The 24,229-nt window shown below is 41.1% G+C and carries 18 protein-coding genes; 10 read left to right on the forward strand and 8 right to left on the reverse strand.

Going from position 1 to position 24,229, the window contains the following annotated elements; all coding sequences use genetic code 11:
- Positions 1-139: 139 nt before the first annotated feature.
- On the reverse strand, positions 140-1,465 hold the full coding sequence (locus tag MTO68_RS17820) for a hypothetical protein (RefSeq protein ID WP_244013701.1): 1,326 nt from the start codon (positions 1,463-1,465) through the stop codon (positions 140-142).
- A gap of 307 nt (positions 1,466-1,772) precedes the next feature.
- Between MTO68_RS17820 and MTO68_RS17825 the strand changes: the two genes are divergently transcribed.
- Together MTO68_RS17825 and MTO68_RS17830 are read left to right on the forward strand one after the other, a co-directional pair.
- Positions 1,773-3,278 (forward strand): PLP-dependent aminotransferase family protein, encoded by a 1,506-nt coding sequence (locus MTO68_RS17825; protein WP_244013703.1) that lies wholly within the window; start codon positions 1,773-1,775, stop codon positions 3,276-3,278.
- Between the two features lie 415 nt (positions 3,279-3,693).
- The gene (locus tag MTO68_RS17830) at positions 3,694-5,151 is read left to right on the forward strand and encodes an amino acid permease (protein WP_244013705.1); all 1,458 of its coding nucleotides are present in this window, start codon (positions 3,694-3,696) and stop codon (positions 5,149-5,151) included.
- A gap of 120 nt (positions 5,152-5,271) precedes the next feature.
- Here the strand turns inward: MTO68_RS17830 and MTO68_RS17835 are convergent, their stop codons facing one another.
- The 6 genes from MTO68_RS17835 to MTO68_RS17860 are packed head-to-tail and all read right to left on the reverse strand — an operon-like array spanning position 5,272 to position 12,095.
- A complete protein-coding gene (locus tag MTO68_RS17835; RefSeq protein ID WP_244013707.1) occupies positions 5,272-6,330 on the reverse strand; it encodes a 2,3-butanediol dehydrogenase in 1,059 nt (352 codons plus the stop codon).
- 22 nt (positions 6,331-6,352) lie between these two features.
- A complete protein-coding gene (locus MTO68_RS17840; RefSeq protein ID WP_244013708.1) occupies positions 6,353-7,138 on the reverse strand; it encodes an acetoin reductase in 786 nt (261 codons plus the stop codon).
- Between the two features lie 11 nt (positions 7,139-7,149).
- Positions 7,150-8,550: a dihydrolipoyl dehydrogenase gene (gene lpdA, locus MTO68_RS17845; protein ID WP_244013710.1), complete on the reverse strand. Its 1,401-nt coding sequence runs from the start codon at positions 8,548-8,550 to the stop codon at positions 7,150-7,152.
- A 10-nt stretch (positions 8,551-8,560) separates the two neighbouring features.
- Entirely contained in the window at positions 8,561-10,096 is a 1,536-nt protein-coding gene (locus MTO68_RS17850; RefSeq protein ID WP_244013712.1) for a 2-oxo acid dehydrogenase subunit E2, read from the reverse strand.
- Between the two features lies 1 nt (position 10,097).
- Positions 10,098-11,117, reverse strand: a complete 1,020-nt coding sequence (locus MTO68_RS17855) for an alpha-ketoacid dehydrogenase subunit beta (protein WP_004717558.1) — start codon at positions 11,115-11,117, stop codon at positions 10,098-10,100.
- A gap of 15 nt (positions 11,118-11,132) precedes the next feature.
- Positions 11,133-12,095, reverse strand: a complete 963-nt coding sequence (locus MTO68_RS17860; RefSeq protein WP_244013714.1) for a thiamine pyrophosphate-dependent dehydrogenase E1 component subunit alpha — start codon at positions 12,093-12,095, stop codon at positions 11,133-11,135.
- A 362-nt stretch (positions 12,096-12,457) separates the two neighbouring features.
- Between MTO68_RS17860 and lipA the strand changes: the two genes are divergently transcribed.
- The 3 genes from lipA to MTO68_RS17875 all read left to right on the forward strand — a co-directional run bounded on the left by lipA (position 12,458) and on the right by MTO68_RS17875 (position 16,575).
- Positions 12,458-13,450 (forward strand): lipoyl synthase, encoded by a 993-nt coding sequence (gene lipA, locus MTO68_RS17865; RefSeq protein ID WP_244013716.1) that lies wholly within the window; start codon positions 12,458-12,460, stop codon positions 13,448-13,450.
- A gap of 215 nt (positions 13,451-13,665) precedes the next feature.
- Positions 13,666-14,763 carry a helix-turn-helix domain-containing protein gene (locus MTO68_RS17870; protein ID WP_004823428.1) on the forward strand — a complete coding sequence of 366 codons (1,098 nt, stop codon included), beginning with the start codon at positions 13,666-13,668 and terminating at the stop codon, positions 14,761-14,763.
- An 894-nt stretch (positions 14,764-15,657) separates the two neighbouring features.
- The gene (locus MTO68_RS17875) at positions 15,658-16,575 is read left to right on the forward strand and encodes a siderophore-interacting protein (RefSeq protein WP_279578598.1); all 918 of its coding nucleotides are present in this window, start codon (positions 15,658-15,660) and stop codon (positions 16,573-16,575) included.
- Between the two features lie 244 nt (positions 16,576-16,819).
- Here the strand turns inward: MTO68_RS17875 and MTO68_RS17880 are convergent, their stop codons facing one another.
- Entirely contained in the window at positions 16,820-18,409 is a 1,590-nt protein-coding gene (locus MTO68_RS17880; RefSeq protein WP_244013718.1) for a BCCT family transporter, read from the reverse strand.
- A 263-nt stretch (positions 18,410-18,672) separates the two neighbouring features.
- Here MTO68_RS17880 and betI point away from each other — a divergent pair, with 263 nt between their 5' ends.
- From betI to MTO68_RS17905, 5 genes are all read left to right on the forward strand, one after another.
- Complete coding sequence (gene betI, locus MTO68_RS17885; protein ID WP_004717575.1) at positions 18,673-19,296, forward strand: transcriptional regulator BetI; 624 nt, start codon at positions 18,673-18,675, stop codon at positions 19,294-19,296.
- Positions 19,289-20,761: a betaine-aldehyde dehydrogenase gene (gene betB, locus MTO68_RS17890; RefSeq protein ID WP_004823433.1), complete on the forward strand. Its 1,473-nt coding sequence runs from the start codon at positions 19,289-19,291 to the stop codon at positions 20,759-20,761. Before betI ends, betB begins: the two co-directional genes overlap by 8 nt.
- A 90-nt stretch (positions 20,762-20,851) precedes the next feature.
- Positions 20,852-22,546, forward strand: a complete 1,695-nt coding sequence (gene betA / locus MTO68_RS17895; RefSeq protein WP_244013720.1) for a choline dehydrogenase — start codon at positions 20,852-20,854, stop codon at positions 22,544-22,546.
- A 67-nt stretch (positions 22,547-22,613) separates the two neighbouring features.
- The gene (locus MTO68_RS17900) at positions 22,614-23,408 is read left to right on the forward strand and encodes a TorF family putative porin (protein ID WP_244013722.1); all 795 of its coding nucleotides are present in this window, start codon (positions 22,614-22,616) and stop codon (positions 23,406-23,408) included.
- A 198-nt stretch (positions 23,409-23,606) separates the two neighbouring features.
- Positions 23,607-24,194 carry a TetR/AcrR family transcriptional regulator gene (locus MTO68_RS17905; protein ID WP_004823436.1) on the forward strand — a complete coding sequence of 196 codons (588 nt, stop codon included), beginning with the start codon at positions 23,607-23,609 and terminating at the stop codon, positions 24,192-24,194.
- The last annotated feature ends 35 nt before the right edge of the window (positions 24,195-24,229 follow it).

A 24,229-nucleotide genomic window follows, 5' to 3' on the forward strand; every position in this document is an offset into this window, starting at 1 on the left:
AGAGAGCCAATGTATACACTTGCTCTATTTTTAAAAAAATTAAAATTCAATAAATACGGATAAATCTTAGTTTTAAAATTAGCTGATAAAAAAATGGCACCTTTTAAAAGGGTGCCATTGTTTAAGTTATGCGAAAAAACTAAAAATTATAAATAAACAGTAAATTAAGGAGTTTACTCTGCCCTGATGCATCGCCTTTTGCTAGAGAATTGGCATCACCACCAATAAATACATCATTTTTCCCCACGATATATTCTGCTGCTAACGAAAATTGCTTTATGTCCATATGTGCACCAAGGATTTGTCGGGTTGATGTGGCAAAACCTGACTTATTTTTATCAAACACGGTATAGCTATAATAAGGGGTAATATCATAATCTCTATAAAAATCATTGATATGATAATCAATATTCGCTACATAGTAATTGCTTTTGTTGGCAACAAAATATTTAGATTCAAATGAACCAACCGTTGTATAGTCTGTAGGGTTTAATGACTTGGTATCACTACGATTCTGCCCAGCGGTCAAGGTTAAATTCGCCTTTTGGTAATTTAAGCGACCAAAAACATTCCATGCATGACGATGACCAGTTTGCCCATTGCTATTATTTTCCAAATCCGAATACCAATACGATCCCCCTACATTCAATTGAACAGGATAATCATCGAAGTGAATTTTCTGATTAATCCGTGCAACCCACATATTTTTTTCTTCGATATTCTCTGTCGTTGTATCTTCAGGCTCAACATAATTGGCTGCATAACGCGCTGAATCTCCACCACCCCCTGCAAAACTTCCACCATCACGAGCAAAATAAGCCAAGTCCAAAACAGTATTGGTGCTGAGTTGCTGCTGCCAATTGACTCCTAAATTATGCACATCTTCTAAACCGGCATTGTCCATTAAACTCCCATACCAACTACTGGTCCAGAAACGACCTATACCAAAGGGCATATCCTGCAATCCAAGCCTAATCCTGCTCGTATCACTTAACTTATAACCAAGATTGGCATTGACCAAAGTTGAAAAATCACACAAGGTATCATTTTGATAGCAACGATATTCCACGCCAGCAAACAAGGTCTTGGCATCATATTTTAAGTCGAGTTTCGCAGCATTAAACTTTAATTTATGGTCACTGTCCGAATAATCTTTATCTTGGTAATTCGCACGTACCCACCCTGACACCGTCAGTTTCCCCAATGCCGTATCAGCATTTCCCCAAGAAAGATCCTCAGCATAAATAGCCGTAGATACTGTCATTACGCTGAGCAGCGTAACCAACAAAATCAATTTTACTGGAATATCAGGCCTTAAATTCCTCTTCAGGCAGTTCAGCATCCCCCCCTTTTCGCTAAATTGATCTTCACTGGATGCCTCAAAATATGCAGATGGCTGAAGATCATTATTCCAAGCAATTGCCCCTTGTTGCTTATGTGTAAGCTCGTTCACTATCCTGTTCATTATATAATCCTATTTTTGTATGTAGACGCATTTCCTCGCGACTGCAAAAAACTAAAAATGATGTAGCCTTGTTGATATTTACGATTCCCTAAGTTTTAGCAGCACGATCTGATCTAAAAAATAAGCTTGATTTTTTTGCTTGGGCTTTTAGTCAGATCTGTGTATATTTTTTTCTGCCATTTACGGGTTGGTATTTTTCAGCCAGAGATGAAGCAATTTTTTTAACAATCATGGTCTGACTAGATCATTTTGCACGTGTTGACATTGTGCCCACGAGAGCCATTTTCAATTTGTAGGAGAGAGCCAATTGCGTAGCTTGCTTGGAGATTATTTACTACAACGATTGCAGCAAGATATCGATGGAACCTTGCAGTTACGGCTATTTCGCTGCTTACGCAATGCCATAATTGATGGTGTATTGGCACCTAAAACCCGTTTACCTGCATCGCGTGACTTGGCAAAAGAAATTAAAGTTTCTCGCAATACCGTGTTAAGCGCTTATGAACAATTACAAGCACAAGGTTATGTAAATGCTCGTACTGGGCAAGGGACTTGGGTCGCAGATGAATTACCTGAATCATTTTTAGTCAAAGCAGAAAATCCCCATCAGCCCATTCAAGAAAAAAAATCTCAGCAAAGTTACAGCTTATCTCAACGTGGTTCTTACTTAATCGGCTATTCCGCTGCATCACCCTATCAATGGGGGGCATTTGTACCAGGCGAACCTGATGTAACGGAATTTCCGCATCATATTTTTAGCCGAATTCAGACCCGTTTAAGCCGTGAACCAGAAATTAATCAATTAATTTATAGCAATGCTGGTGGCAGTTTGGAGCTACGTCAGGAACTTGCGGAATACCTCAAAATTGCGCGTTCAGTTCAATGTGATGCAGACCAAATCATCATTACCGAAGGTACACACCAAGCTATTGATTTAGTTTCTCGGACCTTGACTGATATCGGTGATGAAGTTTGGATCGAAGACCCTGCTTATTGGGGAGCCCGCAATATTCTACGCATTAATGGGGTTAATTTACGTTCGCTGCCTGTCGACCAAGATGGGATTATTCCAGACCTTAATCCTCAATGCCCACCTAAGCTGATCTTCGTTACGCCTTCTCACCAGTATCCATTGGGTTCACATCTAAGTCTTGAACGTAGAAAACAGCTGATCGCGTTTGCACGTCAACACCAAAGCTGGATTGTCGAAGATGATTATGACAGTGAGTTCAGATTTTCAGGACAACCCTATCCCTCTTTACAAGGTTTAGAACCAGATTCACCCGTCATTTACATGGGAACATTCAGTAAAACCATTTATCCAGCGCTACGTATTGGTTATTTGGTCGTACCCAAAAAACTGTTTTCACCATTACGCATTGTCTCAGCAGAACTCTATCGAGGAGGACATTTAATCGATCAAAAAGTATTGGCTGAGTTTATTCGTGAGGGGCATTATGGCGCACATATTCGACGTATGCGTTTACTTTATAGCAAACGCCATGCATTTTTAATTGATTTAATTTACCGCCATTTAGGACAAGATTTCCTACATGAATACAATACAGCAGCAGGTTTACACCTTATTTTGAAATTACCGAGTCATAGTGATGATGTTTTGATTGCATCGAACGCGCTTGATCAAGGGGTAAAAGTCAGAGCACTGTCACAATACTATACAAAACAATACTCTACTCAACAGAAAGGTCTATTGCTCGGTTTCGCCTGTGTTAATGAACAAGCCATTTTTGTCGCTTTCGGTATTTTACTGAAATGCTTACGTGATGTTGGTATTCCGACGCTCAATCATTAAAAAATCAGAGATCCATTAAAATTTCATTTTAAAGTTTAACTTCATTTTTACCCGCTTTAAAACCTCAACACAACCATAGAATATTGTTCATTTTATTGAGCAACTTGATTTTTCTGTACATTTTTTTTCCTCGCCCTTTTCACATTTTTAAAATAATTGGCTCCTTTGAATAGATAAAAAGTGGCTCTCGTCACCTGATAACAAAAAAGCCAAATTAATCGAATACATAAAAAGTATGTAAACAGTTTAGTCGCCAAAGGGTAATCCTTCCCCTGTTTACAAAATATGCGATTGAGCAAAGTTAACCTCATCTTCATTCAGTGCTTAATCATTTAGCTGCATTTCAAAGGATAGATCATTAAAAAATAGCATAGCGCTCAACTGCAATTATATGCTTGATATTAAGGGAAATAATATGACTGGAAATCAATCTGCTTCCAAGCTAGATTCGCCACAAGGCTTAAAAAATGGACTTAAATCCCGCCACCTCACTATGATTTCGATTGCCGGTGTTATTGGCGGTGCATTATTTGTTGGCTCTGGAAATGTGATCTACGATGCAGGACCAGCTGCAATCCTTGCCTACACTTTCGGCGGATTATTGGTTCTACTGATCATGCGTATGCTGGGTGAAATGGCAGTACTGAATCCTGACAGTGGCTCATTTTCAACTTATGCAGACCGTGCCATTGGTCGTTGGGCTGGATTTTCAATTGGCTGGCTGTATTGGTCCTTTTGGACTTTACTGATGGGATGGGAAGCCTTTGTTGCAGGCAAAATTCTCAATAACTGGTTTCCATTTATTCCCATTTGGGGCTATATGCTCCTTGTTATTGTAAGTTTAGTTTGGATTAATTTACGCGATGTTAAAAACTATGGCGAATTTGAGTTTTGGTTTGCCTTAATCAAAGTCATTGCCATTATTCTATTCTTGGTGATCGGAAGTTTAGCCATCTTACATATATGGCCTTGGGGCGATGCCGCAATGGTCGGTGGTGTTACGTATTTAACAGCTGAAGGGTTTATGCCAAATGGCTTTTCTTCAGTCATTACGGCCTTGCTCGGTGTAATGTTTGCCTATATGGGCGCAGAAATTGTGACTGTTGCAGCCGCTGAAACCAAAAATCCAGCCAAAGAAATCCGTAAAGCATCCAACTCAATCGTATGGCGGATCATTCTATTTTATGTCGGCTCAATGTTGATTACTGTTTGCTTAATTCCACATAACAACCCTTTATTAAAAGATCCAACTTGGGGGACATACAGTGTAACCCTAACAGCACTGGGTATTCCTGAAGCACGTCATATTGTCAATTTTGTGGTGTTAACCTCAGTATGTAGTTGCTTTAACTCGGCGCTTTACACCTGTTCTCGCATGGTATATTCGCTTTCTAAACGAGGAGATGCACCGAAGAGCTTTGCATTGACCAATCGTAATAACAGCCCATGGATTGGCGTCATTTTTTCGAGTCTGTTTTCATTCGTTGCCGTTTATTTTACCGCGACTGAAAGTATGAATATTTATGATGTACTCATGCTGACAACAGGTACAGTATCCCTCTATGTATATCTCGCAATTGCGTTTTCACAATTAAAGTTACGTAAAAAACTCGAAGCCGAAGGTGAACATATTCCATTTAAAATGTGGTTATTTCCTTGGCTGACCTATCTGGTGATTGTCTTTATTATTGGTGCATTAATTACAATGGTTATTGAAGGAACTTATTTTAAAGAAGTTGCATATACCAGTGTACTGGCCTTACTTATCGTAGGTCTTGGGATTTGTGCCCAAAAGTTTAATTGGGGCGCTCATCAAGCATCAGAGAATAAGGCTTCACAAAGCAACGTTAAGCTCAGTGATAATAACTCTTAATACAACAGCAGAAATCAGCTTATATCGATCTGTGAACAACATTTATATTTGTTCACAGATCATTTTCATTGTTTGCTTGCTGACTCAATATTGGCATTGAATAAAGACACACTCAATTTACTAGGGATGCACAATAATTTTAACCGCAGATTCGTTGTTATGAATCAAGGTTTCAAAGCCTTGCGAAACCAAATCATCTAAAGCAATTCTTTGGGTAATAAAAGGTTCTAAATTAATTTTACCTTGCTCAACCAAGCGAATGGTTTCTTGATGATCATTGACATAGGCAATCGTGCCGCGAATATCCAGCTCTTTCATCACCACACTATGCACATTAATCGTTGCAGGATGACTCCAGATTGAAACTATCACCACCACACCGGTCGGTTTCATGGCTGCCACCAGTGTATCCATGACCTTATTGACACTACTGCATTCAAAAGCCACATCCACTCCACGGTCTTGGGTAATTTTCATTACTTCAGCCACAACATCCACTTGAGACGGATCTAGCACATAGTCGGCAACACCTGCTTCTAAGGCTTTTTCTTTACGTTTTGCACTGAGCTCGGTAATGATGACAGTTAAGCCTTTGGCCTTTAAAATTGCAGACAATAACAATCCAATCGGGCCCGCCCCACCAACCAAGGCAATATCACCTGACTGTGCTCCACTTCTTACAAAAGCATGATGTCCGACAGATAAAGGTTCAATCAATGCGGCTTGATCCAAGGGAATTTGGTCAGAAATGGGATGTACCCAACGGCGTTGTACCGCAATTTTTTCAGATAGCCCACCACCGCGACCACCTAGACCAATAAAATTCATATTTTTTGACAAGTGATAATTGTCATGTGGTCCAGTCGGAACATCATCTGCAATGATATAAGGCTCAACCACAACATGTTGCCCCACCTGAATATCATTAACGCCATCCCCTACAGCGTACACCACGCCTGAAAACTCATGCCCCATAGTCACGGGTGCAGCTTCACCCGAAATCGGGTGCGGATGACCACACGGAGGAATAAAAATTGGACCATCGATAAATTCATGTAAATCTGTGCCACAAATACCACACCATGCGACTTGGATTCCAACAGTTCCTGGTTGTACCTGTGGTTCTGGAATATCCTCAATACGGATATCCCCTTTATCATAAAAACGAGCTGCTTTCATTGATGCATTCCTCATTCCAGTATTAACGATAAACCATTCCGCCATCGGTCAAAATTGACTGTCCAGTAATATAATCAGCATCCTCACTGGCTAGAAAAGCAACCAATGCGGCAACATCATTTGGGGTTTCGGCACGTCCTAAAGCAATTCCATCCACATATTTCTGATAAGTTTCACCAACGGGTGTACCAGTGATATCAGCAAAACGTTGATCTATCTCCACCCACATATCTGTACCGACTACACCGGGACAGTAACTATTTACCGTGATACCAGCACTGGCATATTCTTTTGCTGCAGTTTGAGTTAAGGCACGAACGGCAAATTTAGTGGCTGAATAGACACCAAGCAAGGCAAAACCTTCATGCCCAGCAATCGAACATGCATTGATGATTTTGCCAGAATGATGGCGCTGTTTAAATTTATCGGCAGCGGCCTGAATTCCCCACAGCACACCACCTACATTGATATTCATAATCCGATTAAATTCATCTGGACTCACCTCCGCCAAGGCTTGGACTTGGGCAATCCCTGCATTATTAATAATGATATCAAAGCCATTTAATGTCGATTCTGCATGATCAATCGCACTGCTGATTTGTACAGGATCAGCAACATCTGCAATAAATGTGGTGGCTTTTACCCCAAATGCTTGAATCTCTTGCTGAACAGCAGTTAACTTTTCTTGGTGAAGATCAACCAAGGCAATATGTACGCCCTCTTGTGCCAAGCGTAAAGCAATACCGCGTCCTATGCCCTGTGCGGCACCTGTAATTAATGCGACTTTATTGTTTAGACCTCTAGGCATGTTGCGACTCCTTAAATATGGATTGCACGTTGCATTGCCGATAAAACCGACTCATGCATCGCCTCAGATAACGTAGGATGTGGGAAAATCACCTGTGCTAGGCTTTCATCAGTGGCTTCTAAATATTTAGCGATGGCAAAGCCCTGAATATGTTCAGTGACCTCATGACCCACCATGTGTGCCCCCAACAATTCCCCTGTTTCTTGATTAAAAATAGTTTTTACAAATCCTGTGGTCTCGCCTAAAGCCAAAGCTTTACCATTGGCTTGTAAAGGGAATTTACCTACATTGATTGTAAAACCTGCTGCTTTGGCTTTTTGCTCGCTTAGCCCAATACTTGCAACCTGCGGATGGGTAAAAATACACCCTGGAATTTGGCTACGATCTAAAGCATGTACATGCGTCAGTCCAGCAATTTTCTCCACACATATAATTGCTTCATGACTGGCTTTATGTGCCAAGCATGGCGCACCTGCGACATCACCAATGGCATAAACTCCAACCACATTGGTCTTACACCACGGATCAACTTTGATAAAACCATGCTCAAACTCAATACCCAATGTTTCTAAACCCAGATTTTGAGTATTGGGTTGCACACCGATTGCGGAAAGGACTTTTTCAACAGTGATGGTTTGTACACCTGTTGCAGTTTCAACATGACAATGTACTTGGCCCTTGTCGATTTCGATGTTTTGTACAGCCGCTTCAGTCAAAACCGTCATGCCATGCTGTTCAAATTGCTTTTGCACATATTTGGCAACTTCAAGGTCTTCACTGGGTAGGATCTGTTTGGCAATATCAACCAAGGTGACTTGGCAACCTAAGTCCTGATACAAACTGGCAAACTCACTGCCAATGGCCCCTGAACCAATCACCAGAAGTGATTTCGGCAATTGTTCTGGGATTAAGGCCTCTTTATAACTCCAGACATGCTGTCCATCGACAGGAACATGCGCTAAATTGGCGGCTCTAGCACCCGTTGCCACAATAATATGCGGTGCAGAAATCTGTTGTTTTTGACCCTTTGTATCAGTCAACTCTAAGCATTCTTTCGCGATAAATTGAGCGCTTGCATTAAAAACAGTAACTTGATTCTTTTTCAGTAATTGCCCAATCCCTTGTACCAACTGTTCAGACACCTGACGGCTATGACGTACCAGTTGTTGGATATCAAAATCAATCGCACCCAAAGAAAAACCAAACTGTTGTGAATGTTTAAATTGCTGTGCAAGCGCCGCGCCACTCAATAAAGCTTTGGTTGGAATACAGCCCCAATTCAGGCAAATGCCACCCAAATGCTGTTCTTCAACAATCGCTGTTTTTAAGCCCAGTTGGGCTGCACGAATCGCAGCCACATAGCCACCTGGACCAGCGCCTATCACAATAAGATCAAATTGTGTGTCTGACATGCTCATGCTCCTACACCAAAATCAATGCAGGATTTTCAACAAACTGCTTAAATGCTGCCAAGAACTGTGCGCCTAACGCACCATCAATCACCCGATGATCACAAGACAAGGTCGCGGTAACCATCTGTCGAATCACGATGTTCTCATTTTCAACAATTGCCCGTTTTTCTGCTGCACCTAAAGCTAAAATCGCACCTTGGGGTGGGTTAATAATCGCGTCAAACTGTTGAACGCCGAGCATACCTAAATTCGAAATACTGAAACTGCCGCCCTGAAATTCATCAGGCGCCAATTTTCCGGTTTTGGCACGTGTTGCAAGATCACGCATATCATTGGAAATTTGTGCCAAAGACTTGGTATTGGCAGCTTTAATGATTGGAGTGATAAGGCCATTCTCAATCGCTACGGCAACAGAGATATCCGCCTGATCAAACTGCAAAATCTGCTGATTCTCTTCATCAAACTGAACATTGACCTGCGGCACTTTGATCAATGCAGCTGCTGCCGCTTTAATCAGCATGTCATTGATTGACAATTTCACTTGCGGCACAGTGGCATTAATTTGCTGACGTAATCCCTGAATGGCATCTACATTTAAATTTACTGTTAAACGGAAGTGTGGTGCATTGCGTTTTGCTGCCTGTAAGCGTGAAGCAATGGCTTTACGCATACCATTCATCGCAATGGTGGTTACCTTGGCAGTTTCTGTCAGTGTTACATCAGCGCTGTTTTGGGCAGGTGCAGGGTTTTCACGCTGATAAACTGCTTCAACATCTTCCTTACAAATACGCCCTCTGGAGCCTGAGGCACGGCAGTCATGTAAATTAATGCCCCATTGTTTGGCTAAACGACGTGCAACTGGTGTTGCCAACACTTGGCTATCATCTGCTTTAGATTTCGCCACTTTACCACTCGGTTGCTGTCGAATATCGGGCCATGATCCACCCGCAGCTTGAACTGCGGTTTGAATGTCTTGCACACTGATACGACCTTCACGCCCTGAGCCTGAAACCAGCGCCAAATTCACTTGATGCTTTTCAGCCAATTTCAAGGCATGCGGTGTTGCAAAAACATCCTCAACATGTTGGTAACCTTGTAATGCCGCAGGAATTACATAGCCATTTTGGGCAACAGCTTTTGATACCTGCTCAGTACGATTCTGTTTAGGCACAGCTTGTGTCTTGGTTTCAGGCTGAGTTGCCGTCTGCTTTTCAGTAACCACTTCAACAGTTTTGCTTTCATTGACAATAGGTGCACCAGCCAAAGATTGAGCAAAGGCATCAATTTCAGCATCAGAAACTTGCGCATCTGCACAAATTGCAATGATCCCGCCAACCACTAAAGTATCGCCATTATTGGCAGTGATTTTACGCAAGGTACTATCAAACGGTGCTTCAAGGACATTGACGATTTTTGTGGTTTCAATTTCACAAATTTCTTGTCCTTTACTAAACTGCTCGCCTGCTTGAATCAACCATTGGGCAATGGTGCCCTCTTCCATCGACAAACCCCATTTTGGGATTTCTAAAGTTTTAATTTCGCTCATCCTAAGCCTCCAACGTTTTACGTACAGCCTGTTCGATACGTTCTACACTTGGTAGCCATTGTTTTTCTAATACGGGTGAAAATGGCACAGGTGAATGCGGTGGTGTCACCAGTTCAATGGGTGCTTTGAGATAATGAAAGCCTTTTTGTGCAATCAATGCAGCCACATCATGCCCAAAACCACAACGGGCAGCAGACTCATCAACAATCACCACACGCCCTGTTGACGCAACAGACTCTAAAATGCCTTCTTCATCCAGTGGAGAAATCGTTCGTGGATCGACAACTTCGACAGAAATTCCCTCCTTGGCAAGCTTATCCGCAACTTCATTGGCACGATGCACCATTAAACTTAGCGCAATAATCGTGACATCAGTTCCTTCACGGGTGTAATTTGCTACACCAAAAGGGATGGTATATGGTTCATCTGGAACTTCACCTTTGATGTCATAAAGCAATTTATGTTCACAAAAAACCACGGGATCATCATCACGGATGGCTTGGATCAATAAGCCTTTTACATCATACGCACTAGATGGCACCACGACTTTTAAACCGGGTACAGCAGCAAACACGTTATACGGGGATTGTGAATGTTGTGCGGCAGCAGAAAAGCCTGCGCCGATCATGCCTCGAACCACCAAAGGCGCTTTGGCTTTTCCACCAAACATATAACGAAATTTGGCCGCTTGGTTATACAACATGTCATGACATACGCCATAGAAGTCCATAAACATCAGGTCAGCCACAGGTCGTAAACCTGTTGCAGCAGCCCCTGCTGCCATTCCAATAATTGCAGATTCAGTAATCGGGGTATCGATCACACGCTCAGAGCCAAACTCTGTCCATAGCCCTTTGGTGACACCAAGTACGCCCCCAAAGCCTTCGAGTTTATTGTCATCCGTATTTTTACCGCCATGCCCGCCACGGACATCTTCACCGACAACAATCACGCTTGGGTCACGGCGCATTTCTGATTCAATCGCTTCTTTAATCGCGTTTCGATAACTTTTATTTGGCATTGCTTTACTATTCCTTTAGTAAGAGACATAAACGTCGGTAAGAAGTTGAGAAAGTTCTGGATAATTGGCAGCACGTGCTTTTGCGACAGCAGCATCGACATTGGCTTTTGATTCAACATCAATTGCATCCAGTGTGGATTCAGCAATCTTGCCTTTGACTTTTTCACGGAAAATTTTCAACGGATCTTTATGCTCTTTGACATAATCGAGCTCTTCTTTTGAACGAATCAGTCCTGGGTCACCTTCAAAGTGTCCATAAAAACGATTGGTAATGGTTTCAATCACACTTGGGCCTTCGCCACGACGTGCACGTTCAATAGCTTTTTGGGCGACCTCATACACAGCAAAGAAATCTGTCCCATCTACTTTTTCAGCAGGCATACCAAAAGCCGCAGCACGACCTGCAATGTCTTTGCTTCCGACTGCATAATCATGCGCAGTACCTTCACCAAAACCATTATTTTCAAAAACAAAAATCACTGGGAGTTTTAAAACCACAGCCATATTCATAGCTTCAAAGGTCAAACCTTGGTTAGAACCACCATCCCCAGTAAATGACAGACCAATTCCACCCGTCTTTAAGGTTTTTGCGGTTAACGCAGCTCCAATTGCCAAAGGCGGCCCGCCACCGACAATACCGTTGGCTCCCAACATACCTTTGTCTAAATCAGCAATATGCATTGAACCGCCTTTGCCGCGGCACAAACCATCGTCTTTACCAAAAATTTCCAGCATCATGCCGTGAATATCACATCCTTTGGCAATGCAGTGGCCGTGACCACGATGGGTTGAGGTAATAAAATCCTTGTCGGTCAAATTTTCACAAATCCCAACGGCTACCGCTTCTTCACCACTGTAAAGATGGATAAATCCGGGAATATCACCTGTATTATTTTCATCGTGAAGTCGATCCTCAAACTCACGAATATCTCGCATCCGTCTGTATGCTGCTAGCAATTGCTCTTCCGTTAATTGCATATACTTATTCCTTCATGCTCACAGTTAAAAGTAAAAACCATATATTTAAAAATAAACACTGGTGTTTAAAATCCGTATATTTATATAAAATTATTTCATTCAAAATTAATATTAGACTAAAAAAATATTTCTTTATAAAACACAATAAAAATATTAAAAACAGTACGTTATAAAGCGAAAAATATTTGTAAATTTTTATAATTTTCAAAAACTTAAAAAATCAAACCTTTAACCAACCTTTATTTTATAATATTAATATTTTGCACTCTTTTATTATATTGATAAATATTTTAAATATATTTGACAACATAGATAAAAATGTCATTTTATATTAAATTATTTTATTTAATGGACTATTTAAAATGGATTTAAAAGTTTCAGTTACCACGGGACAAAAACTACGTGGTGCAGATAAATTGGCACGTATTCCAGTAAAAATTATCAGTACTGAACAGATCCCACAAAAGCCTGAATGGATTCGCGCCAAGATCAGCCAGCCTGAAGAAGTGCAACGTATTAAAAATTTATTACGTCAACAAAAACTACATACCGTATGTGAAGAAGCCGCGTGCCCCAATTTGCCACAATGCTTTGGTGGTGGAACAGCGACCTTTATGATTATGGGAGATATTTGTACCCGTCGATGCCCATTTTGTGATGTGGCTCATGGGCGTCCCAATATTTTAGATGCTGATGAACCGAAATATTTAGCAGAAACCGTTAAAAATCTAAATTTAAACTATGTGGTGATTACCTCAGTAGACCGTGATGATCTTATTGACGGTGGAGCACAACACTTTGCTGCATGTATTCGAGAAATCCGTAAAAGTAGTCCAGATACGCTGATTGAGATTTTAGTCCCTGATTTTCGAGGCAGATTAGAAGTTGCCCTCAACATTCTGAGTGAAACCCCGCCAGATGTTTTTAATCATAATATTGAAACGGTCCCTCGTTTGTACCGTGCAATGCGTCCAGGTTCAGATTATCAACATTCCTTGGAACTGTTAAAACGGTTTAAGCATCTACGTCCAGACATCGCAACGAAATGCGGCTTGATGGTGGGATTGGGTGAAGTCGAAGCAGAAGTTATTGTGTTGCTGAATGATCTCAGTGACTATCAGGTGGACTATGTCACCATTGGTCAATACTTACAGCCGTCTAAATCTCATGCCCCAATACATCGTTTTGTTTCATTGAAAGAGTTTGAACATTATCAAGCACATGGTGAGTTATTAGGGTTTAAAAATATATGGAGTGCGCCAATGGTTCGTTCCAGCTATTTTGCTGATCGTCAATACAAGGGCGAACCTGTACCCAAGCCGTTTACACGGGAAAACATTGCCACAGAAATTTAGGATGATTCAGTGTTAAAGTGAATATGGACGCCTAAACATTAAACAATGAGTACTAAAAAGAATACGCTGTCTTTTTATTGGTAACTTTATTTAACATTTGTGAGCAGAAAACTCATTTCAAAGTGAAACATTAGCTTCTAAAGTGAGACAAATGAATTAATAAAAAAGAATACAAGGTATTAATGGCATAACCATTCATCATAAAGGAATATGATATGAAGCTATTGAATCAATTACAGCCACAAGCGCTTCGTTTACAGACCACACATTTTGTCAATATCGAATCCGTCACTGCTGCGCCACTTCTCGCTTTACCTCCCGAACCAGAACCATCACTGTTTCGTCGTTCTCTTCAACATAATTATGCGGATTTACTAAAAATTGCAGATGATTCTGAAATGGCAATTGGAATCACAGATCATCATGGGACATTACTTTGGACATGGAGCAGCCGTGCTATGCTCTCCTCGGCGGAACAAGTGCATTTTGTCGAAGGTGGACATTGGTCAACACAGGCTGTCGGTACAAATGCGATTGGTTTGGCCTTAAATAATCATCTCTCTAGCTGTGTTTATTCACATGAAAATCAGATGAATAGTGTACAGGATTGGGTTTGTTATGCCGCGCCGATTGTTGACCCTGTATCTGGACAATTTCATGGTGTGATTAATTTATCGACCAAGTACAAGAAGCATACTTCACTGGGTGTATTGGCTGTAGAGCGCTGCGCAGAATTGGTTCAACGTGCGATTCAATTTGAACAAAAAAACATGCTTTATCTCAAAGTTTTTGGTACACCTAAAGTTCAATTTAACCAACAGCTTTTAACTTTGACCCATCGACAAATTGAAATTCTATGCATTCTTGTGTTACACCCAGAAGGTATTAACCTAGATGAACTGCACTATGCCTTATACGGTGATCGGGACATTAGTGAAAAAACTTTAAAAGCAGAAATGTCACAATTACGCACTTTGCTCCCCAACTGTATTTTATCGCGCCCTTATAAGTTAGTTTGTGAGATTCAAACCGACTTTACCAGAGCTGAACAGTCCCTCAATGCAGGTTTTCTCGCCAGTACATTTTCACTTTACAAAGGTAGTTTTTTGGCCAAATCAGAAAGCCCTTTCTTGACCACATGGCGTGATTGTTTCGATGCGCGTTTAAGTCATCTGATTTATCAAATTCAGGATATTGACCCGCTTTTAAAAATTATTAGTCGTCTTCCTGAACGTAATGATGCAATACAACGGGTACTGGAATTATTGCCTGAACAAAGTCAGCATCGCGCATATTTTTTAAAATTACTTTAGGCTCAATGAGATTAAAGATTTTATTGCACAACTGATAGCACAGCACTGTTTCGCCCTGATGTTTAAGGCTATAAAGTTGAGTAAAGTAGAATACATCTCCTCAAGCGAGCTATGTTTTTGCTTGAAGTCGTTTTGCTTGAAGTTGCTTTGTATAAAAAATGATAAATGCATCGATCTAAGATTAATTTTTAAGGCCAATGACAGAAAATGCACGGCAAATATAGTCAACCTGTCAAAAAAAATCAGACACAATAATATAATTTCTCTTAATTAATATTTTTAATTAAATCAAACATATGATGAAATAATATTGTTTAATTATATAAAAGCTTACACTGCCACATCTTACATTCAAAGTTTAAATCCCTTTGCGTAGGCGATGCCTCACTTTTCAGAGATGAAAAGTGACAAAAATCTTCTATTGGGCGAGGGGTACGTCCTGTACCCCCGCCCAACGGCGACATCCATGTCGCCTCACGGTAGGATCACCAGCTATGATTCAAAAGTATAAAAATGAATTGATAACCAACAATTTTTAAAAGTTAATACAAAAACATAAGCTTCATTTATGCTCAATGACTTGATGCAAATCACTTGTATGAAATAATTAGGTGATTTGACTATATAGAAAATTATAAGATTAAAATTAATATATTTTTCACGTAATTAAAATAAACTATGAGCCTGCTCAATACTACAACGCCTCACAATCGTACCTCTCTCCGCAAAAAATCAATTACTAAAATTAAAATACAAGTAATTTAAACATAAATGCCCTTTAAATGATAATGATTATATTTTACATTTAACACCATGCTGATCTTCTCGATCCGCTCAGCACTGAAAGAAAGGCAATTGTGGTTTATTGCTCAATAAATATAGGTAGACTTAATAATGAATAGCCAACAACAAACGACATCAGATCAAAAAATAGTACAAGACCCAAAAACGGTTTCAGACAAAAAAACAGTATCAGACCAAAAAACGATACTGAAACAAGATGATCATATGCGGAATCTGGAAGTCATTGAGATGACGATAACGGCGATTTCTCATCCTTTTCCTTCAATTGTACGTATTCGGGGGGAAATCAATACAACACAGCCAGACTTATGGACAACACCCAACCTTGCCATTCGTTTAGAAGTGCATCAACAAGCAGACAGCTTACCTATATCACGTGTATATACCGTGCGTTGCTTTGATCCAAGTACCCGTCAAATTGAAATTGACTTTGTTCTACATGCTGACCCAAGTCCAGCAATGCTTTGGCTAGATTCAGCAAAAATTGGCACTAAAATTCAACTTACGGGCCCAAGACCGCACTTCATCCCCAATTTTACCCCAGGCAAATGTGTTGTGATGTTTGCTGACGAAACCGCCATTCCTGCCGTCTATTCAATTTTACAGCATTGGCAAACGGGGATTCAGGGAGAGATTTATATTGAAAGTTGTGAAGCCAATATTATTGATGATTTGCCAAAACATCATGGAGTAAATATGCATTTACTCCATCAGGAAAAACCACAGCAAGCGGGTAAATTGGGCATGCTACTTAAAGTTGCCGAGCAGTTTAAAGATCGTGAAGATATAAGCATTTGGGCAGCCTGTGAACGTAATGAAGCAAGAGCGATACGTAAGCTGTTTACCCAACACAGTCATTTGAGTAAAGATGATATTCGTGTGGCGGGCTATTGGAATGTCGGCATGTCCAGCTCAACATTAGATCTGAGCCGAGTCGCATATTATCAAAAACATCTAGAACAAGGTAAAACGTTAGAAACATTTGATGATCTAGATATGCCTGTTTAAATCAAGCCATTGCCCCACTTAAATAGATCCATCACACTTTTCTTAAGATGGTTATTTAGAGGGAGTATTTGAAATGAAAATCAATTCTTGAGATCGATGTTCTGGCTTTATTATGGCCTAACTCAATAATGATTGGACACAATTAACAGCAGCCGACTCGGATCTCACGATCCGAGTCTTTTTTATTATTCATTGCTCAGCTTGTGTAGACGAGTTGTCAACAGACCTTAATTTCTGACTTTTATTAGACGGGTTCAGAAGAATCAGTCGTTTTATTGACAGCTTGTGGCGGTTGCGGGCTGGCTAAGTCCTGATTAATTGCTTTGGTTAAACCAAACATATACAGCAAAATAATCACCGAGAATGGTAAACCACATAGCACCACGGCACTTTGCATCGAATGGAAACTACCTGCTAACAGTAAACCAATACTGACAATCGTAATCACCACAGACCAGAAAATTCGCAACCAAATCGGTGAATCACTTTCATTGCTTCCACCTTTTGTAGATAGATTTGCAATCATCAGCGTACCCGAACCCACTGGGGTCAAGAACAGTACAAAACAAATCACCACAACAATCCCAGCCACATAAGGATTAAAAGGTAAATATTCGAGCAATTTAAACAAAGACAAAGCTGGATCGGTAAGAACCATATCGCCCAAAACTTTTTGTTTTTGATTCAAAATTAAATCAATTGCAGTATTTCCGAAAATGGAAATCCAAGCCAAAGTAAAGCCTAAAGGGATCAGGCACACACCCAAGACCACTTCACGAATGGTACGCCCTTTTGAAATACGCGCAATAAACATCCCAACGAAAGGTGCCCAAGCAATCCACCAAGCCCAATAAAACACCGTCCAAGAACCGAGCCAGCCTTTCGCTTGTGGATTGTATAAATACACATCAAAACTTTTCGCGACAAAATGGTTGAGATAGTCACCCACGTTCTGTACCAAACCATTGAGTAAATGATTGGTGGGTCCTGTTAAGAACACAAATAACAATAACGCATAGAGTAAACGTAAGTTAATCCGTGAAAGCCAAGCCAGTCCTTTTTCAATCCCCACCACTGTGGTGATGGTCGCAACAGACATCATCACCAATACCACTGCGATCAGAGTTACATTGTTGTCTGGAATGGCTGGGACTAAATAGCTGATGCCCGAAACCAACACCAGTGCACCAATACCTAGGTTGGTGACTAAAGAAATCACCGTGGCTAAAATCCCAAAGCCATCCACAAAGTCTCCGATCAAACCATAGATCCGATCGCCAAAAATTGGATAAAGTGCAGAACGTAAAGCCAGAGGTAAATCTAAGCGAAAGGCAAAATAGCCCAAGGTCACACCCAATAAGGCATAGAGCACCCAGCCATGTATACCCCAATGTAAAAAGCTATACATCATGGCATCTCTGGCAGCTTGGATTGTGCCGCCCTCGCCTTCAGGTGGTCTTAAGAAATGATCGACAGGTTCAGCAACACCATAATACAGTAAGGCAATACCGATACCTGCTGAAAACAGCATAGACACCCAAGCCAAGTAACCAAACTCAGGTTTATCGCCATCTTTTCCAAGTGGAAGTTGTCCAGCACGTGAAAAAGCCAACCATCCGACAAAACCCAGACATGCCACAATCACCAGCATGTAATACCAACCAAAGAGTTGATTGGCCTGCTCTTGCACATAGGTCAGCCAAAACTGACTTCTTTCTGGAAATAAAACAAACAATAGGCCAAAAATACCGATACTGATTGCAGAACTTCCAAACACAAATAAATTTAATCGAATCCGTTCGGATGAATATCCTTTATGGCTATTTGACACCATGCTATTGCTCCTTGCAATCGGTGTATTTTCTTAAAAAATAATAGGATATGTACTATTTTTACTGAACATCCTGATGGATCAGAATGTTGATGTATACACTTACACTTCTTATTACTCATCAAAAAATTATTGATTTTTGCAGATTATACTTTTTATTGATTGAACGTTCAATCAATAAAAAGTATTATAAAAAAATGCTAAGATGTTCTACATTGAGTAATGTTAAATAAAAAGTGCCTTTTCAGCACTTTAAGTGGATATACATGACAAAACGTAGAGTCAAACCAGAGCATGTGCGACGTGAAGAAATTATTAACGCCGCATTTGATGTGATTTATGAAGTGGGCTTATCCAATATGACCATTGCACAAATCGCAAAGAAAGCCGAGCTATCCACAGGTATTGTGAGTCACTATTTTGGTGATAAACAGGGATTAATAAATACCTGCATGCAAGAAATGCTGAATGTTTTACGTCGCAAAACCGACCAAAATAAAACTGAAGCAGACGAGCATCCAGAAAGCCAACTTAAAGCAATTATTGATTCTAACTTTGATATTAGTCAGGTCAATAAACAAGCCATGCGCATCTGGTTAGACTTTTGGTCTGCAAGCATGCACCTACCCGAACTTGGGCGCTTGCAACAAATTAATGATCAACGCCTGTATTCAAACTTGAAGTTTCACTTTCTCAAGTTATTGGACAAAGAACAGGCAAGCATTGCCGCTCGTGGTTTAGCGGCATTGATTGACGGATTATGGTTACGTGGCAGTTTAAGCAGTCATGATGAATTTGACAGCCAGCTGGCGCGTTCCATTGCTTACGATTATGTAAAAACGCAATTGCAATTTGCGAAAAAACCTTTGCAGGAGAGACAGAATGAGTGACTCACAAGTTCATCAATTGTACATCCATGGTCGCTATGTAGCAGCGACCAGTGGTAAGACCTTTACCAGTATTAACCCTGCCAACGGTGAAGTGATCGCAACCCTTCAACAAGCATCACAACAAGACATAGAAGCGGCTGTTCAAAGCGCACAACAAGGTCAAAAAATTTGGGCCGCAATGACAGCGATGGAGCGTTCTCGTATTTTACGTCGCGCTGTCGACATCTTACGTGAGCGTAATGATGAACTCGCTCGCTTAGAAACCCTAGATACAGGTAAAGCCTATAGCGAAACATCGACCGTTGATATTGTCACCGGTGCTGATGTACTCGAATATTATGCAGGTCTCGCGACTGCAATTCAGGGAGAGCAAGTTCCGCTTCGTGAATCAAGCTTTTTCTATACCCGTCGTGAACCGCTTGGTGTTGTCGCGGGAATCGGTGCTTGGAACTATCCAATTCAAATCGCATTATGGAAATCTGCCCCTGCGCTAGCTGCTGGGAATGCCATGATCTTTAAACCAAGTGAAACCACACCGCTGAGCGTATTCAAACTTGCTGAAATCTATACTGAAGCTGGACTACCAGATGGCGTATTTAACGTGGTACAAGGTGCAGGCCGTGAGATTGGACAATGGTTAACTGAACATCCAGTCATTGAAAAAATTTCTTTCACTGGTGGTGTTGAAACAGGCAAGAAAGTTATGGCAAGTGCCGCAGGTTCTACACTCAAAGAAGTGACCATGGAACTCGGCGGTAAATCCCCTTTAATTATTTGTGATGATGCTGACCTCAATCGTGCAGCAGACATTGCGGTGATGGCAAACTTCTTTAGTTCAGGTCAAGTCTGTACCAATGGTACACGTGTCTTTGTTCCAAAAGCCCTGTTGGCAGATTTTGAAGCCGCTATTGTAGAACGGGTAAAACGAATCCGTATCGGCGATCCAATGGCGGAGCAAACCAACTTTGGTCCACTCACCAGCTTCCCGCATATGGAAAAAGTCTTGTCTTTCATTGAGTCAGGCAAACAACAAGGTGCCAAACTGCTGATTGGCGGTGGCCGTGCGACAGAAGCTGAATTGGCGCAAGGTGCTTATGTGTTACCGACAGTTTTCAGTGACTGCCAAGATGATATGCGCATTGTTGAAGAAGAAATCTTTGGTCCTGTCATGAGCATTCTCAGTTATGAAACTGAAGAAGAAGTCATTCGTCGTGCCAATGACACCACTTTTGGTTTAGCAGCAGGTGTTGTGACTCAAGACATCACCAAAGCACATCGCATTATTCATCAAATCGAAGCAGGTATTTGCTGGATCAACACATGGGGCGAATCCCCTGCTGAAATGCCAGTGGGTGGCTATAAGCAATCAGGTGTCGGCCGTGAAAATGGTTTAACCACACTTGGGCATTACACCCGTATCAAATCAGTTCAAGTTGAGTTAGGTGAGTATCAAAGCATTTTTTAATGCACTCACACTTTCTTCGTATATCAATCCTATGTGCCATGTCATCACCTGATTGCATTGGCACTTTTAAAAAATACAAAAAGGATAATTATGACTACTCAAGCATATGACTACATTATCATCGGCGCAGGATCTGCCGGAAATGTGCTCGCAACACGTTTAACTGAAGACAAAGACGTTACTGTTTTACTCTTGGAAGCAGGTGGCCCAGACTACCGTTTAGATTTCCGTACTCAAATGCCAGCAGCATTGGCTTACCCACTACAAGGGCGCCGTTACAACTGGGCATATCTCACAGACCCTGAACCACATATGAATAATCGCCGTATGGAATGCGGCCGCGGTAAAGGTTTAGGTGGTTCATCATTGATTAACGGGATGTGTTATATCCGTGGTAATGCAATGGACTTAGATAACTGGTCGACGCTGAAAGGGCTAGAAGACTGGAGCTATGCAGACTGCTTACCATATTATAAAAAAGCTGAAACCCGTGATATTGGTGGCAATGACTACCACGGCGCCAATGGCCCTGTATCTGTGGCAACCCCTAAAAATGGCAACAATGTTTTGTTCCATGCCATGGTTGAAGCAGGCGTACAAGCAGGCTATCCACGCACAGATGACTTAAATGGTTATCAACAAGAAGGTTTCGGTCCAATGGATCGTACCGTGACACCAAAAGGCCGTCGCTCTAGTACTGCGCGTGGTTATTTAGACATGGCAAAAGGTCGTCCTAATTTAACGATCGTGACCCATGCCACCACCAATAAAATTTTATTTAATCAAAAACAAGCGATTGGTGTGGAATATATCATCGGTGCGGATAAAAGCAATCTCACCCAAGCACGTGCAAACCGTGAGGTCTTGCTTTGTGCGGGTGCTATCGCATCACCACAAATTTTACAACGTTCGGGTGTTGGTGAAAGTAGCTTCCTTAAATCAATGGACATCGATGTTGTACATGATTTACCAGGTGTCGGTGAAAACTTACAAGACCATTTGGAAATGTACTTACAATACAAATGTAAGCAACCTGTTTCACTCTACCCCGCTTTAAAATGGTTTAACCAGCCTGCAATTGGTGCTGAATGGTTATTTAATGGGACTGGTATTGGCGCAAGCAACCAGTTTGAAGCAGGCGGATTTATCCGCAGCTCAGATGAATTTGACTGGCCGAATATTCAATATCACTTCTTACCCGTTGCGATTAACTATAACGGCAGTAATGCCGTGAAAGAACATGGCTTCCAAGCGCATGTTGGTTCTATGCGCTCACCAGCTCGTGGTCGAATTAAGCTGAAATCTAAAGATCCTTTTGAGCATCCAAGTATTCTGTTCAACTATATGTCGACTGAGCAAGACTGGCGTGAATTCCGTGATGCCATTCGTATCACCCGTGAAATCATGCAACAGCCTGCATTAGATGCATATCGTGGCGATGAAATCAGTCCTGGAAAACAGGTGCAAACTGATGCTGAACTGGATGATTTCGTGCGCAACCATGCTGAAACTGCTTACCATCCTTCATGTAGTTGCAAGATGGGTGAAGACGAAATGGCAGTGGTTGACGGTCAAGGTCGTGTACATGGTCTACAAGGCTTGCGCGTTGTTGATGCTTCGATTATGCCGCTGATCATTACTGGAAATTTAAATGCCACAACGATTATGATCGCTGAAAAAATCGCAGATCAAATTCGTGGCAAAAAATTGCCACGTTCTGAAGCGGGTTATTACAAAGCTGGCACAGCACCTGTGCGCAAAGCGCCTTTACGTCCGATCGTGTAAAAGTATTCGTATTTTAGCGACACCTCAGTTTTGACTGAGTGTGTCGCATCTTTCAAGGACGAATAAAATGAGAAAAAAATTATTATTGACCATCCCTTTGAGTTTATTTTTTCAAACCCTACATGCCAATGAATCTGGTGTAGAAACGCCGTCTCCATATAGTGCAAATTTGACAGTGGCCAGCCAATATATCTCACGTGGTTTTCAACAGACCTGGGGCAACCCTGCTGTACAAGGCGGATTTGATTATGCTCACCCAAATGGTTTTTATGTAGGAACTTGGGCTTCTACTGTGAGTGATGACTTCATCCGTGATGCCAATGTTGAATGGGATGTCTATACTGGTTATAGCCGTAGTTTCGGTCAGTTAAATCTGGGTACTAAAGTCGCTTATTACTACTATCCTGGGGCAAAAACCACTGCTGAAACAGGTCATACCCGTTTTGATTATGGTGAAATTATTCCAGAAATCAGCTATGGTCCGCTGAGTGTTAAATATGCAATTACCTATACTCAAGATTATTTTGGCAATAATTCTGACACTTTAGCAATCGGTTCCAATAAGCACTCTCGTGGTTCAGGCTATTTAGATGTGAATTGGTTACAACCCATCGCTCAAGGCTGGTCGGTGAATATGCATTATGGCAATCAACGTATAAAAAACTTTTCTGCCGCAAGCTTTCAAGATGCCAGTGTTGCCATTAACAAAGCGCTGCCTTATGGCTTTTCTTCCAGTTTAAGTTATAGCAAAGCATGGGACAAAGACGGATATTATCAAAAATACAGCAATGGCAATCCTAATGCCAAAGTTTCAAATCCAATTGATTCCACCCTCACTTTTTCACTCACTAAAAATTTTTAAGCTAAAGTTTAGATATTCAGTAACCTGTTATAGATCAACCAAAAACCATGCCCTCCATGAGCGTGGTTTTTTACTTTTATTTTGGACCGATTCAATAAAGCAAACTCAAATCTCCCTATACTGTTGAATTTTCATTAGACAGCCATTGATTGTTTGTATAAAGTATTAGGAACGATTGTTCCAGTATAAATTAACATTATGCGTACGAAAGAGTTTGATCCTGAAGAAGTTGAAAATGCGGTTATGCAAGTTTTCTGGCGTAAAGGATTTGCAGCGACATCCATTCAAGATTTGGTTGAAGAAACTGGACTCTCACGCAGCAGTTTATATAGTTCCTTTAAAAATAAAGAGCAACTCTACCAACAGGCCTTATCTCGCTATCAACGCCTGATCAGTAAATCAAATATTGATTTATTATCCAGTGATGGATCAGTCAAAAGTATCATCCAACAATTACTATCTCGTATCATTGAAGATGAATTAAATGATCCGCAACATCGCGGTTGCCTAATGGCCAATGCCTGTTTGGAGTTAGCAGGACACGATCAAAAGACTGCAGAATCTGTCACGTACAACTTTGAACGATTACAGCTCGCACTGGAACAGCTCATGATCAGAGGAAAGCAATCTGGTGAAATCACCCTACACAGTTCTCCACAAGCCTTAGCACTTTTTTTCGTGAATACCATTCAAGGCATTCGCGTTTTGAGCAAAGGCTGTAGCGCAGAAAATCGTCAGCAATATCTAGAGAATGTTGCTGAAGTCGCACTAAATACCTTGTATTAATTTTTAGTTTCTCCCCCTTAGCCGACTGGGTAGTT

This window comes from Acinetobacter sp. NyZ410 (assembly GCF_022828975.1).
Lineage (GTDB): Bacteria > Pseudomonadota > Gammaproteobacteria > Pseudomonadales > Moraxellaceae > Acinetobacter > Acinetobacter guillouiae.